The following is a 17,102-nucleotide window of genomic DNA, read 5'->3' as shown; positions in this document are numbered from 1 at the left end:
TATTATATCCATTCATTTCTCAAGAAAGACCGTTTCCGCCAGATCTTCATATTCGGTTTATTTTTTCATTTCTATTATTTTATATTAATTACTATTACCTAATTCCTAAGCTTTTATTAAAGAAAAACGTTGCCAATTATATTGTAATCTCTATTGTCTTGATAATCATATTTGGACTCATCGTTAATATTTTTGGAAATTTAGCCTTTATAAAAACTATTCCTACAGAGCTTAGCGGCTTACAAAAAAAACATTTACGTTCAGAAAATCCTGAATTTCGTTCTTTCTTCATGTCTATCATTACTTTTGGTATTCCTTATGTGGTGAGTTCATTACTTCGTATTTATATTGAATGGAACCGCAATGAAGATTTGCGCAAAATTACAGAGAATGAAAAGGTGAATTCTGAGCTTCAATTTTTAAAAACGCAGTTAAATCCTCATTTTTTATTCAATTCATTAAATGCTATTTACTCCTTATCCGTAAAGAAATCGGAAAAAACTTCCGAGGCCATTATAAATTTATCAGAACTCATGCGTTATATGTTGTATGAAGCCGATAAAGATTTGGCCCCTTTATCTAAAGAGATAGAGTATATCAAAAACTATGTACAGTTACAGCGCTTACGATTGTCAGACACGGAGAATGTACTTTTAAAAATATCAGGAGAAGACAAACAGAAATCTATTGCTCCTTTATTATTCATATCATTTATAGAAAATGCCTTTAAATATGGTACAGATTTTAAAGGGAAAACCAATGTTAAAATAAGCCTCTCTATTTTTGATGATGCTATTCATTTTAGCGTGATCAATAAAATAGGTGCTTATAGAAAAGAAGCTAAAAATTCTGGTGTTGGACTAACGAATATTAAAAATAGACTTAACTTATTATATCCAGATTCTCATGAGTTGTTTGTGGAGAATGACGGTCTAAACTATTGTGTAAGGCTTACCTTAAAATTATAATTATGAAATGTATTATTATAGACGATGAGCCATTAGCAATAGATATCATAACGGATTATTGCAGTAAGCTAGATTTTATAGAGGTCGTAGGTACCTTTACCAATCCGCTAGATGCTATAACTATCATCAAAGAGAAAAATGTAGACCTGCTTTTTTGTGACATACAAATGCCCCAAATTAGTGGAATAGATTTTATAGCGTCCTTAGATAATAAGCCCTTATTTATTTTTACCACAGCCTATTCTCAATATGCGGTAGAAGGCTTTGAGCTTAATGCCGTAGACTACTTAGTAAAACCAATTCCTTATCATCGCTTTATAAAAGCCATTTCAAGAGCTAAAGAACTATTATCTAAAAAAGAAAAACCTATGGAAGGTAATGTGTTTTCATCTCATGGAGAAACCAACGAATCAAAGAAGTTTATCTTTGTAAAAGCAGAATACGAAAGTATCAAGATAAATTTAGATGAGATTGAATATGTTCAAGGTTTGAAAGACTATTTAAAAATTCATATCACCAATACCAATAAGACAGTATTGACCCTTATGAATTTTAAAGAGATATTGGATAAACTTCCTTCCAATCAGTTTCTACGGGTACACAAATCGTTTGTGGTCAATGTAAACTTTATCAAGACGGTACAACGGAATAGGATTGTTATCAACGACACCAGAATTCCTATTGGTGAAAGCTATAAAGCAGAATTTTTCTCCGTTTTAGGCTTGTAATTTTTTACTAGCATTTACTTTTCAACGATGAATAATACCGATAAGCTATGGTTATACGGTAAAAAGAAGATTATTTCTTAACGTTCTGTTAATAAAGAATAACTTCTTACGCATTAGAATTTCTTAAGTTTGGTGGTACTAAAATAATTAGACAACTATGAAACAAAATTACTTAAGAAAGAATCTACTGCTATGGATTCTGGCATTTTTAATGGTAAACTTTGTCACGGCACAAATTCCGTCCTACTACTCAGGAACGAATATTAGTGCTACCGGCGAAAGTTTAAAAAACAATTTGGGAACACTAGTAACCAATACGCAACATACGGTATTGAGTTATACTCCAGGAGTATGGGAAGCTTTAAAGCAAACAGATTTGGACCCCGCCAACCCCAACAACGTTTTCTTACTGTACGGCTATAATGATAGTGATGCAGATGTAACTAATGACAGAACACGTTCTAAGGATAATAACGGTGGTGGATCTGGACAATGGAACAGAGAGCATTCGTATCCAAAATCATTAGGGAATCCTAATTTAGGAACAACAGGTCCCGGATCTGATGCACATCATTTGCGTGCTACCGATGTACAATTTAACGCGACGAGAAGTAACCGTCCATATATTGATTCGGAAGGTACTGCCAAAGCTTTGAATAACGGATTTTATCCCGGTGATGAATGGAAAGGAGATGTTGCTCGTATGATGATGTATATGTACATTCGATATGGCGATCGTTGTTTACCAAATACGGTAGGATTAGGGAACTCAACCTATAGTCCAGAAATGAGAGACCTGTTCTTAGAATGGAATGCAGAAGATCCTGTGTCTCAAGTAGAAATTAACAGAAATGTTCTTTTAGAGGGTATTCAAGGAAATAGAAACCCATTTATAGACAACCCAGCCTTTGCAACGACTATTTGGGGAGGACCACAAGCAGAAGATAGATTCCAAAACACATCTACTGATATAGAAGCACCTACAGTACCTGCTAATTTAGTGGCAGCAAATGCAACCATTACAGGAGTAGACTTAAGTTGGTCCGGTTCAACAGATAATGTAGCGGTATTGGCTTACCAGATTTTTAATGGGACTAATGTTGTAACTGCTACTAGCAGTACATCTTTTACTGTTTCTGGCCTAGTAGCAAATACTACCTATTCGTTCTCTGTAAAGGCAATAGATGCCGCAGGAAATAGCTCATCGGAAAGCAATACAGTAACGTTTACCACATTAGAAGATACGGCAACGCCACCAACACCCACAGGAGATTTTATAGCATTTCAAGGCTATGAAAATTCTGTAAATGATACGTGGACGTATGTGCAATCTCCTGTGCCTTGTAATACGGGTGGAGATGTTTGGGATATTGTTTCTAATGTAGGATCTATAACTGGACCTAAATCAGGAGCTAATTTCTTTGGTATTCAAGATTTAGAAGGGAATTGCGCTACCGTTGATGGAGGTAGCTTAACTTTTAATGCTATAGATATTAGCAATTATACAGGGGTGACACTCTCTTTTGAAGTACAGGTAGATGGTTTTGATGTTGCCAATGGTGATGTTCTTACGTATGAAATTTTTCACGATGCCGTTTCGCAAGGGGTGATTACGATTACCGTAGGGAGTCCTTACAGTACTGCAGGTTGGGAGCAGATTTCTCAAGCAGTACCAGATACTGTTTCTAGTGTAAGCCTACAATTGTATGCAAAACAAAACGGCGGGAGTGATTATGCCGGTTTTGATGATGTACAATTACAAGGAACAGCCGTTGGATCAGGATCATCTGATCAAGGACTGTTAATTAATGAAATTGATGCAGATCAAGAGAGTACCGATGCTTCTGAATTTATTGAGTTGTATGACGGTGGCTCTGGAAATACAAGCTTAGATGGGTATCTAGTTGTGTTATATAATGGGAGTAATAACTTAAGTTATAATACGATAGATTTATCAGGGTATGCTACCGATGAGAATGGATATTTTGTTATCGGAAGTGCCAATGTTGCTAATGTAGATTTAGCGGCTTTTACGACCAATGGAATACAAAACGGAGCAGATGCAGTAGCACTTTATTTGGCGGATGCTGCTAATTTTTCTTCAGGAACGGAACTTGTTCTAGATGCAACTTTAGTGGATGCTGTAGTATATGGAACGAGTGATGGTGATGATGTAGAATTATTAGCTTTATTAAATTCGGGTCAAGCCCAAGTAGACGAAAACGAAGGTGGTAACGGTACAGTAAATTCTATGCAACGTAGTCCTAATGGGCAAGGTGGCGCTAGGAATACTAATTTATTTGTAATGAAAGAACCTACTCCGGGTACTTCCAATGGAGGAGGTGATGCTACGACAGATACTGAAGCGCCAACAATCCCTGCGCAAGTAACTACTACGACTATTGAAGCTACAAAGGTGGAGTTGTCTTGGGTGGCAGCAACAGATAATGTTGGTGTTACTGAGTATCAAATTTTTGAGGGAACAACTTTGGTTGGCACTACAGCGGCAACTACTTTTTCTGTAGAGGGATTAAGTGCAGCGACTGTATATTCTTTTACTGTCGTAGCTATTGACGCTGCAGGTAATAGCTCAGCACTTTCAGAAGTTTTATCAGTAACCACTAGTGGAGGCGGAACATCGCCAACCGGTGCTTTATTAATAACAGGTGTTTATGATGGTCCTCTTACCGGCGGAATCCCTAAGGGTGTAGAACTTTATGCCACGGCAGATATTGCTGATTTAAGCAGCTACAGCCTTGGTTCTGCAAATAATGGAGGTGGTACTAATGGAGAAGAATTTACATTTCCAGCAGTAGCAGTAGCTCAAGGAGAATTCATATATGTAGCTACAGAGGAAGTAGAATTCAATGCTTTTTTTGGTTTTATGCCAACATTTACGGATGATGCTATGGCCATTAATGGAGATGACGCGGTAGAGTTATTTCAAAATGGAATGGTGATTGATGTTTTTGGAGCTATTGATGTAGATGGTTCTGGACAAGCTTGGGAGTATACAGATGGTTGGGCGTATAGAAATGAAAATATAGGACCAGATGGTGCTACTTTTGTGAGTAGTAATTGGACTTTTAGTGGGCCAAATGCATTAGATACTGAAACGACGAATGCAACAGCAGGAACTCCTTTTCCAGTAGCTAGTTATACCGTTTCTGGACCGACTCAAATAGTAATCAATGAAGTAGATGTAGATAATATAGGAACAGACGCTTTAGAATTTATAGAGCTCTATGATGGTGGTAACGGAAATTCATCCTTAGACGGCTTAGTCCTTGTGTTATACAATGGAAGTAATGATTTAAGCTATAATGCAATAGACCTAACAGGCTATACGACGAATGAAAATGGTTATTTTGTTATAGGTAGCTCAGCTGTTGCCAATGTATCATTAGAAGCGTTTACCACAAACGGTATTCAAAATGGCGCAGATGCAGTAGCTTTATACGCTGGAACTGCAGCCGATTTTCCAAGCGGTACACCAGTTCTTGTGAATGATGTTTTGTTAGATGCGCTGGTATATGGTACAGATGATGGTGATGATGAAGGTTTATTAGTGCTTTTAAATTCAGGAGAAGCTCAAGTGAATGAAGCTGCATTGGGAGATAAAGACAGTCAGTCTATGCAAAGAATGCCTAATGGTGCTGGTGGAGCAAGAAACACATCATCCTATACCACAGCAATACCTTCTCCAGGAACAGCGAACGGAGCCGTAATTCCGGCACCTGCAACCATATCAATTTTAGCTGCTCGCAATACCGCTGAAGGTGATGTCGTAACCGTGAGTGGTGTATTAACAGTGTCCGATCAACTGGCAGGTTCTGCTTATATCCAAGATGCTACCGCAGCCATTGCAATTTTTGATACTTCCGTACATGGAGCAGGCAATTTTATGATTGGAGATTCTATCACCGTTACCGGTACCCGTAGTGCTTTTAATGATCAAGTTCAAATTAGTACCGTAACACAAGTAGAACATAATGGAACTCCAAATGTTGCAATTACACCACAAGTAATCACTTTAGCAGAATTAGGAAATCATCCAGCAGAATTAGTAACCATTTTAAATCCATCTTTTCCTAAAGCAGGAGATATTTTATTCGGAAATTCTAATTACACTTTGTCAGATGCAAGTGGTTTAGGAGACCTTCGTATAGATAATGACGTAGAGGCAATAGTAGGTTTAGGACAACCGGCTTCTTGTTCAGAAATAACAGGAGTTGTAGGTCGTTTTTTCGAATCATATCAGTTACTACCACGTGCCAAAGCAGACATGCCTTGTGCAACGGCTTATGTTCCTTTAGACAATGGTGTAGCTATAGGTAAAGACAAAACTTTTGATGTTGTGGCTTGGAATATTGAATGGTTTGGTGATGAAACAAATTCACCAGCAGTCGGTAATCCTCTTTCAGACGCAATTCAAAAAGACAGTGTATTAACCATTTTAAGAAAAATGGATGCAGATGTGTATACGGTAGAAGAAATTTCGGATGATGTTTTGTTTGGTCAAATGGTTAGTGAAATGAACGGGTATGATTATGTGCTTTCAGAAGCAGTATCCTATCCTAATGATGCCACTGGCACACAGCAGAAAGTAGGATTTATCTACAATACCGCCACCGTTTCTGTAGTTGCAACAAAGCCTTTATTGGCAAGCATTCACCCTTATTACAATGGAGGAGACGATACAGCCTTATCTGACTATCCAGATACCGATAAAACGCGTTTCTATGCTAGTGGACGTTTGCCTTTCTTAATGACGGCAGATGTAACCTTAGCGGGTGTTACGAAGCGATTTAATATGGTAGCATTACACGCCAGAGCAAACAGTAGTTCCGGACCACAATCGCGTTATGATATGCGTAAGTATGATGTGGAGGTATTAAAAGATACTTTAGATGCGCAATTTGCAGACGCTAACCTTATTGTCTTAGGAGATTACAATGATGATGTAGATTTCACCGTAGCAGATGAGGTTAGTTCTACCGTAAGTACCTTTGATGCTTATGTTCAAGATACCGTAAATTATAAGATTCTTACGAAGGTCTTGAGTGAAGGAGATTATCGCTCGTATGTGTTTAGAGAAAACATGATAGATCATATTACGGTGTCTGATGAATTATCAGCAAGCTATATTGATGGATCTGTTAGTGTAGGATATGAGTTTTATGATACGGACTATACCACAACAGTCTCTGATCACTTTCCAGTTTCAGCCCGTTTTATATTAGAAGAATTACAAATCACAGAGGTGGTAAGTTCAGAAATAACTTGTTCAGGAGAAGCGGCTACAGCAACAGTGCAGGTTAGTGGCGGTATAGCTCCTTATGCCTATGCTTGGAATGACGGACAAACAACAGCTACTGCTACAGATTTAAGCAGTGGTTCTTATTCTGTTATAGTTACCGATGCTACTGGTACTACCGTACAAGACTCCATTTATATAGAGACATTTGAACCTATTGAGTTTACAGTAACGGATACAGCAAAAGTATTTTATGGCTATGAGGCTGAAGCATGTGCGACTATTGGTGTAACAAGTACATGGGGTGGTGTAGCTCCTTATGCGTATTCTTGGAGCTCTGGAGAAGATACGGAGTCTATTACTGTTTGTCCTAACGAAACTACATTATATACCGTAACTATTACAGATGTTAATGGATGTTCGGTAAGCGGTGAGATTACGGTAGAAGTAGAGGATGTTTCTTGTGGTAATAACTACAGAAGACCAAAAGTTAGTATGTGTAAAAATGGAAGAACGATATGTGTTTCTGAAAGAGCTGTAGAAATATTGAAGAGAAAAGGATATACATTAGGTTCTTGTGCACCTCCAACCGATAACCCTGATGGAGATATGGCTTTAAAGATTTATCCAAATCCGTTTACTTCTTATGCTATCGTTCAACAGGAAAGTACCGAAAAAGGATACGCAACTTATATTGTTTATGACTACTATGGTAGCGTAGTCTATAAATCATACGATAAGTTAAGACCAGGGACTAATAAATCTGTATTGCCATTATGGTATTTATGCAGCGGATATTACGTTCTAAAAACTTATGTGAATGGAAATTTAAAAAGTACGGAGCAAATTATTAAGAAATAATAATACGATACTTAACTATAAAAACCGCCAAGAAATTGGCGGTTTTTTTGTTTTAAACGATAGTGCAAAAATAAATTTTACTTTAAACCTATTAAGAATTTAACGGCATGTTTTAAATGTGATTCTTTCTTAGCATCGTCCATCCGGTCAAAAGTAGAGAGTAACATTTTTAACCTTGGATTTCCTTTGAAAAAATCGCGATGTTCATGCATAAATCGCCAAAAAAGTCCATCCCAGGACTGTTGCCAATCTCCTTTACCATAATTACTCATTTTCATCACGTAATTACTACCGCTGATATAAGGCTTGGTAGCAAAAGATCCGCCATCTGCAAATTGGCTCATGCCATATACATTAGGAACCATCACCCAATCATAAGAATCTATAAACAATTCCATAAACCATTTATAGACTTCTTCGGGATCAAACTCACACAATAGCATAAAATTACCAAGTACCATTAGGCGTTCTATGTGATGGCAATATCCTGTTTTTAATATTTTCTTAATGGTAGTATCTATAGGTACAACACCCGTAGTACCGGTATAAAATGATTTTGGAATCTTACGTGTAAAGTCCCAGAAATTACGGGTACGTTGGTGTACACCTTTAAGTTCATACATACCGCGCATAAACTCTCTCCATCCAATAATCTGACGCACAAAGCCTTCTAAAGAATTGATTGGGATATCGTGCTTTTCAGCATAGGCTAGGGTGGTATCAATAATGAGATGAGGTGTTAATAAGCCAACATTTAGCATGGGAGTTAATACACTGTGATTCAATATAGAATTCTCACCAACAATAGCATCTTCATAAATTCCGAACTCTGAAAAACGTTGTTCTAGAAATTGATCAAACCAAACCTTAGAGGCCTCAAAATCTATAGGATAATATACTTCCTTGGTTAGTGCGCCATAATGATCAGAAAAATGAGTGTCTACGTATTCTTTTGCTTCTTTATGGTAGCTAGTGACCTCAGGAAAATGAATGGCAGGAGGTGTTTTTTTTGCGGGATATTTTTTCCTATTTTCAGTATCATAAGTCCATTTGCCCCCCATCGGTTCATCATTCTTATCCATAAGAATACCTAACCTTTTTCGCTCCTGCTTGTAAAACGTTGTTTGATGAAAGCTTTTTTTATCTTTCTTAAAAAAATGATTTAAATCTTCTTTATTGTTTATAAATAGAGGAGAGTCAAATTCTTTTAAAGTGATGTCCTGTTTTTTACTGGTTTCTTCAATTCTTTGGCGTAACCAATAATCAGAAACTTCTATATAATTTAAGTGATGTACACCTTCTTTACTCAGCTTTTTAATTAGAACACTGATGTTAGATAAATCGTCCGTAGCTTCAATATAAATGACTTTATGATTTTTTGACTCTAAGTAAGCTTCATAACATTTCATGCTAGCTCTATGAAAAGCAATTTTCTGTTTATGAAATTTGTATTGTTTGAAGAACAAATATTCTTCAATTAAATATATAGGAGCCTCATGTTCCAGTACCGGAGAATTCTCAAATAATTGGTGCGGAAATATTAGGGTAGCATCTTTCTTCATTAGTTTTTGTTTCTTCTGCATCGTTCCGAACAGTATTTTACATTGTTCCATTCTTTCTCCCACTTTTTTCGCCATGTAAATGGCTTATTACAAACCAAACATAGTTTTTGAGGTAGGTGATGTTTTTTCATTTAAAATTTAGGTACTTCACTAGTGCGGACATAGGGATATTCAGCTATTTTAGTGATAGCGTAATAGCTATTAAGCCCTGAGATTCCTACACTATTAATCTCTTCTAAATTAATGTCCTCACTACTTTCAAAAGAAGTGTCGGGTAGAATTAAACTCGTAATTTCACCAATGACGAGTAGGGTATTATTTTGCTTTATCGGTAAAGCCTCAATAAATTGCATTCCCATTTTAAAACGACTCTCTTTTACAAAAGGAGCCTTACACGTATCTATATATTCCTCTGTAAGTCCGCAACGCTCAAATTCAGAGATAGACGCATCAAATTTTGCTGAGGTATAATGCGCATTCTTTGTGAATTCTGGATGAATATGATTAATGGTATACGATTTGTTCGCTAGGATATTATCATACGTGTTTCGTGGTACTTCACCGGTAGGTCTTAAAATAAAGCCTAATAAAGCAGGATCACTACCCAGATGTACTACAGAACTAAAGATGGCGAGGTTTGTACTCCCTTCGTTATCAATAGTACCTATTAAGTTACCAGGTTTTATACCAGAAACGGCATTGATTATTTTAATACGGTTGATACGGTCTAAGTTTTTAAGGTCAGTACTATTAAGCTTCATGTATCATGTTGTTTTTAATTTCTTTTTTGCATTTTTTCCAAAACGCAAAAAAAGAAGGGTAATATCCGTTTACAGAAAACATCCAATCTCTAGAATCTTCTATTCCTACATAGTGACTATTGGTAGGGTGCTCTTTGTAATAATATTGGGTTTTAGGGTATAAAGCGCTTAGCTCTTGAATCTCTCCAACAAAAAGCTGAATGTTCGGTATGTTTTTGGCGAGTTCCAAAGCAAATTGTATGCTTTTTTCGGACACTGGGTATTTCACAAAAAGGGATGGTTCTAGGATTAATACCTTATTTGCGGGTTCATTTTTTCTCCAATTAGGATCTAAATTGTAGAAATTATAGATATGTATGGGTATATCAGCATCCAGAGTTAAAACTTCAGCATCGGGAAGTATTGTTTTTAGGTTGAGGTTTTTGGTGTCTTTTAAGGCATCGGGAATAGGCAGATTTTCAAATTCATCATAGGCTACTTCTAAGAAGGTATTGGTTTGGTGTGTATGACAGTATCTGTTGATATTCTCTTGATTTGCATAATATTTTTTATTGCTATTTGCTCCAGCTACCCATTGCCAGCTCAAAGCATTACTTGCCCAATCGGCATCTAATAGGTGATAGTACAACCATTGTGCAGGAATTTTCCAGTGACTGTTAGCTACATTGCATGCAATACTGGCTACATACATTCGCAGATGATTGTGCATATAACCCGTTTTGTAAAGCAAGCTAATTGCTTTATCTATTGCTATTATTCCAGTAGTACCCTCAGTAATTTTACTAGGAATTTCATGATTCTCAACGTTCGGTTGTGAGTGTTTCAAATCGGAATCTATAGCATTCCCTTTATGAATCCAAACTTGCTGCCAGTAATCACGCCACGCTAATTCTTGTATAAATTTTTCAGCATTAGAAGTTGTAAATTCTCGTTCTAAAAGCGATTGGTATACTTGTTTTGTAGAAATTACGCCTCTAGATATATAGGGCGATATATAAGATACGCTACCATCAATATAATTTCTAGAACTGGCATATTTCCTCGGGTCTATTAGTGCTATTCGTTTTTGAATAGCATCCATATCCGTCGGAAATTCAGGGTTTAAAAAATTAGGGGAAGTACTCATTTATCGTTTACTAATTTTATTACCAGAAATAGCACGTTGTCTAGAGCACTTGAACCTATTAATTTCAGGATTTCTCTTTTTTAAATGCTTCTGACTAACACCACTGTTTACCCTTTTTCGCCACCTTTTAAAACTACTTTCCTTGATATTGGAACGCATTAGCCTAATGACATCTTTTTCAGGAATTTTAAATTGGAATTCAATGGCTTCAAATGGCGTACGGTCTTCCCATGCCATCTCTATGATCCGGTCTAATTCTCGTTCTGTAAATTCTAAAGTGTCTTTCATAATTAAAGTTTCTCCCAAATTTGATCCGCATTTAAATAAAAACTACCCAAAGACTCAAAGTTGCATTGGTCTGGCGCTATTATGGATAAAAAATTAGTACCGTCCTGTTTGGAATACAGATGGTATTGTTCTCCTATAATAGGCTCAAAGCAGAATTTGGCATTATATATCAAATTATTATGATCAAATTCTGCCATCATTTTATCATACGCTTCTTTTAATTCTTGATACCTAGTTTGAATTTTATGATTAACCTTGTTGATAGATCTATTTTTCCATGCAATGGTATCCATAGGTTGTATTGCAGGAGCCCCCAAATTGGTACTATAAGGTTTTAAAGCTGCATCATACTTCTGAGTATCGGTATTGAAAACCACATTATCTGGCTTTTTTGAATTCATGTTATTCCATTTTTGTGCTTAACTGTTCTATCTTCTTCATAATCTCTTCTGCTTCATATGTCTTTTGATCACTCAATTTTCTATTGGATGTAGAGAGCTTATGCGCTTCCTGAAGCAAATTCTGGTAGGTTTCATAAAGCTTATTTTTCTCTGTTTTTTTCTTAAATAGTCCAAACATTGTAAAATGATTTAATAGAATTAATAGTAGTACTGAAATGTAAAGTTACAAAATGTTTAACTATTTATATTAAATATTAAACAAAATGAATTTGAATAATTTTATGACATGGATGAGGCGCATAAAATTTACGCTAGAGGTATATCGAAAAAAGGTATCTTTGTACTCATGTTGAAATTGGTTTCCATATCATTTTCATTCCTAATTTTCATGCAGAGTTTAGGAATTTGTTTCACTGATCTAGTTAAATTAAATCAGCTGATAGAACATGCTTCGTTTCATAGTGAAGAATACGGAGATGATATTATGACATTTGTTGCTAAGCATTACGGAGAATCTAAAGCGGAACATCAAAAAGAACACCAAGAAGAAAAGGAAGATCATGAAAAACTACCTTTTCAAAATCATTCTCATATTTCTACAGTTATTGCTATTGTAAGTCCAGTGTATAAGGCAGACTTCAATAAAATAGAATTCGTTCAGCACACGATATCTAATTTCCATTACCAAGAGCCTTGTTCTTCCTTACATTCTTTAGGCTTATTTCAGCCACCCCGTATTTCATAAATAGTTTTAGATCAAAATAAATTCCATTTCATTGCTTTGATTTGGAACAGTTCTAATTATTTATATATGAAAGAATGTTATCACATATTATTCATTTTAGTATTAAGAATAAGTTTGTAATTCTCTTATTCACAGTTTTTATCGTTGGGTTTGGATTGTATTCTTTAACTCAAATACCTATTGGAGCGGTACCAGATGTTACCAATAATCAAGTACAAGTAATCACCACGTGTAGAAATCTTTCTACGCAAGACATGGAACAGTTTATAACTTATCCTGTTGAGCTAGAGATGGCAAATTTGCCTGGTGTAGAAGAAATTAGATCGGTTTCTAAATTTGGACTATCTGTAGTGACCATTGTTTTTAAGGACGATATGGGTACTTTTTTGCCCAGGCAATTAATTGCTGAAAAAATTAAATCGGCTTCTGAAAAAATCCCAGTGGGCTTTGGATCACCAGAAATGGGACCTATTACCACAGGTTTAGGCGAAATTTATCAATATATTTTAGATGTACAGCCAGCGTTCAAGGATAAATACACCACTCAAGATTTGAGGACTATTCAAGACTGGATTGTAAAAAGACAGCTCTCAGGAATTCCGGGTGTGGTAGAAGTAAATACTTGGGGAGGTTTTTTAAAGCAATATGAAGTAGCGATAGATACTGATAAACTTTATGCTATGAATATCAGTGCGCATGATGTTTTTACAGCCTTAGAGACTAATAATAGTGTTTCCGGTGGCGGTTATATTGAGAAGAAGAATCAGGCTTATTTTATTCGTGGCGAAGGTTTAATTACATCTTTATATGATATTGAAAATGTGGTAGTAAAGAATATAAACGGACTACCAATTTATATCAAGGACGTTGCTAAGGTTGGTTATGGTAGTGCTAATAGGTTTGGTGCTATAACAGCGAATGGCGAAGGTGAAAAAGTTCTAGGCCAAGTGATGATGCTAAAAGATGCAAACTCAAAAAAGGTCATAGATGCTGTGAAGTTTCGGGTAGAAGAAATTAGCAAGTCGCTTCCAGAAGGGGTGTACATCAATGCTTTTTTAGACCGCAGTGATCTTATTGCTAAAACAACCTTTACCGTAATAGAGAATCTAGTATTAGGCTGTCTTATTGTAATATTTGTTGTGGTCCTGTTGCTCGGCAATTTTAGATCAGGACTGGTGGTAGCTTCCGTAATTCCGCTTTGTTTGCTCTTTGCACTATCCTTAATGTATATTTTTGGAGTAGACGCAAATTTAATGAGTTTGGGAGCTATAGATTTTGGGATTATTATAGACGGAGCTGTTATTATTGTAGAGTTCATTGCCTTTAAAATAAGCGCTACTAGTACAGAAATAATGGCCTTACCTGAAGAAGATCAACAACAATTAAAAGACCAAATTGCTCAAAATGGAGCATCAAAAATGATGAATTCTGCAGTATTTGGCCAGCTTATTATATTAATTGTGTTTATTCCAATACTCTCGTTGAGTGGGGTAGAAGGTAAAATGTTTATTCCAATGGCGCTTACCTTTAGTTTTGCTCTTATTGGCGCTATGCTATTGTGCTTCACGTACGTGCCGGTAGCTGCCTCATTATTCTTAAAGCCTCAAAAAAAGACTGCAAGAAGATCTATCTCTACACGTTTAATGGATTGGTTGGTTGCCAAATATGACCCTATTTTAGGATGGGCACTGCATAGTAAAAAAATAGTATTAGCTATTGCAGGTTTCTTGTTAGCTTTTTCGGTTTATTTATTTACACAAATGGGAGGGGAGTTTGTTCCCACTTTAGATGAAGGAGATTTTGTCATTCAGCCAGTACTTAAAACAGGAACATCTCTGAGTAAAACCATTGAGATTACGACTCAAATAGAAGATATATTGCTGACAAACTTTCCAGAAGTACAGCAAGCCGTGACTAGAATTGGTGCTGCAGAAGTACCTACGGATCCTATGTCCATGGAAGAGAGTGATGTAATTATCATTTTAAAACCAAAAGGAGAATGGACTTCGGCCACTACTAAAGATGAATTAGCAGATAAATTTAAAGAAGCTTTAGCGGTGATTCCTGGAATGGAGGTTGAATTTACCCAGCCTATTGAAATGCGTTTTAATGAATTAATTACAGGCGTACGTGCCGATATTGCTATTAAAATTTTCGGTGATGATTTAGCGCTATTGGCCAAAAAAGGAAAAGAAATTGGTGATTTAATTGCCAATGTTGAAGGTGCATCGGATATTTCTATTGAGAAAGTAGAAGGCTTGCCAGAAATGAGTATTAAATATGACCGTAGTAAAGTGGCGCGTTACGGATTAAATATTCAAGAATTAAACGATCTAGTAGCCATGGCTTTTGCTGGGAAAACTGCAGGTAATATTTTTGAAGGTGAAAAACGATTTGATTTAGTGGTTCGTTTGGATACCTCTAAGCGAAAAGATATAGATAATCTTCAAAATTTATTTGTAGATCTTCCCAATGGGGGTAAGATTCCTCTGAGAGAATTAGCATCCATTACCTATGAGAAAGGTGCCGCTAAAATATCGCGAGATAATACGCGAAGACGCATTGTTGTAGGCATAAATGTACGAAATAGAGACCTACAATCTGTGGTTGATGATGTTCAGCAATTGATTACAGAACATATAGCATTACCGGTAGGCTATACCATTTCATACGGAGGTCAATTTGAAAATTTGCAGAGTGCTAAATCTCGCTTACTATTGGCAGTACCGATAGCGTTGGCGCTTATTTTTATCTTATTATTTTTTGCCTTCAAATCTGTAAAAGAGGCACTAATGATTTATTCTGCAATCCCCTTAGCCGCTGTTGGTGGCATCTTACTCTTATGGATTAGAGATTTGCCATTTAGTATTTCTGCAGGAGTAGGTTTTATTGCCCTTTTCGGGATTGCCGTTTTAAATGGAATCGTCTTAATCGAACATTTTAAAGAGTTAAAAGAGGAAGGATTTGAAACGATTGAAGAATTAATAAAATATGGTGCTAAAGATAGATTACGAGCTGTTTTATTAACCGCTTCTGCCGCTGCATTGGGTTTTTTACCCATGGCCATTTCTACCAATGCAGGAGCAGAAGTGCAACGACCCTTAGCCACGGTAGTAATCGGAGGATTGTTTACAGCAACACTTTTAACGCTTGTGGTCTTACCCGTGCTTTATGCAATTTTAAGTAAAATTAAGCCGATGAAAATTAAAAATAAAAGTATTCTTACCCTTGTTGCTTTAAGTGTATTGGCAATCGGACAAGGAAAGGCGCAAGAAAAGCCGTTTCATTTAGAAGACCTAATTTCTATAGCCATTGAAAATAATGCTTCTTTGAAGGCTAAAAATAATCAACTTTTACAATCAGAAAAACTGGTTCACAGTGCTTTTGATTTTGATAAGACCCAAGTGTACTATGAGTTTGATGAAAACAATTTAGCAAGTAATAATGAGCCACTAAAAGTATTTGGAGTGCAGCAAGACTTCCGTTTTCCAACGGTGTATTTTTCTCAAAAGAAAGTAAATAAAGCAAGATATGCTCTCGCCGAAAATACGTTTGAAATTCAGAAAAAGTCAATCATACGAAACTTAACTTCTGCCTATTATAATTACCAAATAGCAATAGAAAAAGAAAAGCTGTATGATAGCCTAGATAGTTTATATACAAATTTTTCAACCATGGCCAGTAGGCGTTTTGAGCTAGGAGAAACAAATTATCTAGAAAAGATAACGGCCTTATCTAAAGAAAGACAAATTAGTTTAGAATATGCTGCAGCTCAAAAAAAGGTTAGAGAAACTTATATACATATAAAAGCTATTGTACAACTTAAAGATTCTTTATGGATAGCACCAGCACTCCATTTTAAGGCAAATTTAAACCTAACAGAACCCTTAGGAAGTCCTGAAGTTAGCTTATATCAAAATAGAGAGGCATTTTTCAGAGCAGAGAAACGCTTGGAAAAACAACAGCTACTTCCAGATATCAGTCTTAATTATTTTCAAGGAACTAATGAAAGTTTAAATGCCAATTTATATGGCTATCAATTGGGACTTAAAATACCTATTCTTTTTGGAGGAAAAAATGCCAGGATTAAAGCATCTAAATATGCAGAATCGGCTTCGGCAAAGGAATTGGATCAATACAAGGTTGACTTAAATCTAAGGAAAGAAGTACTCTTAAATGAGTTAGAGCAGCATACAGCAGCACTTGCCTATTACGAAACGGAAGGAAAACAACTCTCTAACGAAATATTAAAAACAGCACTAGGTAATTACAAAAATGGAGAAATTAATTTTTATCAATACCTACAGAGTCTTGAGAGTGCCTTTGAAATACAGTTAGCTTACTTAGATAAACTACAAGATTACAATCACACGGTTGTTGCTATTAATTATTTAACACTTTAAAT

The 17,102-nt window shown here is 36.0% G+C and carries 12 protein-coding genes; 5 read left to right on the top strand and 7 right to left on the bottom strand.

All coding sequences use genetic code 11. From position 1 onward, the window contains the following. The first annotated feature begins 158 nt into the window (after positions 1-158). The 3 genes from BLQ19_RS14470 to BLQ19_RS14460 all read left to right on the top strand — a co-directional run bounded on the left by BLQ19_RS14470 (position 159) and on the right by BLQ19_RS14460 (position 7,814). The gene (locus tag BLQ19_RS14470; protein ID WP_254788384.1) at positions 159-968 is read left to right on the top strand and encodes a sensor histidine kinase; all 810 of its coding nucleotides are present in this window, start codon (positions 159-161) and stop codon (positions 966-968) included. Positions 969-970: 2 nt separating this feature from the next. Then, complete coding sequence (locus BLQ19_RS14465) at positions 971-1,696, top strand: LytR/AlgR family response regulator transcription factor (protein ID WP_024480660.1); 726 nt, start codon at positions 971-973, stop codon at positions 1,694-1,696. A 157-nt stretch (positions 1,697-1,853) separates the two neighbouring features. Further along, complete coding sequence (locus BLQ19_RS14460) at positions 1,854-7,814, top strand: endonuclease (protein WP_083332255.1); 5,961 nt, start codon at positions 1,854-1,856, stop codon at positions 7,812-7,814. A 77-nt stretch (positions 7,815-7,891) separates the two neighbouring features. Here BLQ19_RS14460 and BLQ19_RS14455 read toward each other — a convergent pair whose 3' ends face one another. The 7 genes from BLQ19_RS14455 to BLQ19_RS21060 are packed head-to-tail and all read right to left on the bottom strand — an operon-like array spanning position 7,892 to position 12,130. Next, positions 7,892-9,376, bottom strand: coding sequence for a cryptochrome/photolyase family protein (locus BLQ19_RS14455; protein ID WP_074538824.1), 1,485 nt, complete (start codon positions 9,374-9,376; stop codon positions 7,892-7,894). After that, complete coding sequence (locus tag BLQ19_RS14450; RefSeq protein ID WP_074538823.1) at positions 9,376-9,507, bottom strand: DUF2256 domain-containing protein; 132 nt, start codon at positions 9,505-9,507, stop codon at positions 9,376-9,378. The genes BLQ19_RS14455 and BLQ19_RS14450 overlap by 1 nt, the downstream gene beginning before the upstream one ends. After that, positions 9,508-10,137: a flavin reductase family protein gene (locus tag BLQ19_RS14445; RefSeq protein WP_074538822.1), complete on the bottom strand. Its 630-nt coding sequence runs from the start codon at positions 10,135-10,137 to the stop codon at positions 9,508-9,510. After that, on the bottom strand, positions 10,127-11,263 hold the full coding sequence (locus BLQ19_RS14440) for an FAD-binding domain-containing protein (protein ID WP_074538821.1): 1,137 nt from the start codon (positions 11,261-11,263) through the stop codon (positions 10,127-10,129). The genes BLQ19_RS14445 and BLQ19_RS14440 overlap by 11 nt, the downstream gene beginning before the upstream one ends. After that, the gene (locus tag BLQ19_RS14435; protein WP_024480665.1) at positions 11,264-11,551 is read right to left on the bottom strand and encodes a TIGR03643 family protein; all 288 of its coding nucleotides are present in this window, start codon (positions 11,549-11,551) and stop codon (positions 11,264-11,266) included. 2 nt (positions 11,552-11,553) lie between these two features. Then, the gene (locus BLQ19_RS14430) at positions 11,554-11,952 is read right to left on the bottom strand and encodes a DUF2452 domain-containing protein (RefSeq protein ID WP_074538820.1); all 399 of its coding nucleotides are present in this window, start codon (positions 11,950-11,952) and stop codon (positions 11,554-11,556) included. Position 11,953: 1 nt separating this feature from the next. Further along, a complete protein-coding gene (locus tag BLQ19_RS21060; RefSeq protein ID WP_038508188.1) occupies positions 11,954-12,130 on the bottom strand; it encodes a Lacal_2735 family protein in 177 nt (58 codons plus the stop codon). A gap of 108 nt (positions 12,131-12,238) precedes the next feature. Here BLQ19_RS21060 and BLQ19_RS14425 point away from each other — a divergent pair, with 108 nt between their 5' ends. Next, positions 12,239-12,697 carry a hypothetical protein gene (locus tag BLQ19_RS14425; protein WP_226990039.1) on the top strand — a complete coding sequence of 153 codons (459 nt, stop codon included), beginning with the start codon at positions 12,239-12,241 and terminating at the stop codon, positions 12,695-12,697. A gap of 74 nt (positions 12,698-12,771) precedes the next feature. Continuing rightward, positions 12,772-17,100 carry a CusA/CzcA family heavy metal efflux RND transporter gene (locus tag BLQ19_RS14420; RefSeq protein ID WP_074538819.1) on the top strand — a complete coding sequence of 1,443 codons (4,329 nt, stop codon included), beginning with the start codon at positions 12,772-12,774 and terminating at the stop codon, positions 17,098-17,100. Positions 17,101-17,102 lie beyond the last annotated feature (2 nt).

Source organism: Cellulophaga baltica, assembly GCF_900102165.1.
GTDB lineage: Bacteria > Bacteroidota > Bacteroidia > Flavobacteriales > Flavobacteriaceae > Cellulophaga > Cellulophaga baltica.
Note: the sequence above shows the minus strand (reverse complement) of the source record. Positions and strands in the feature narration are given on the sequence as shown.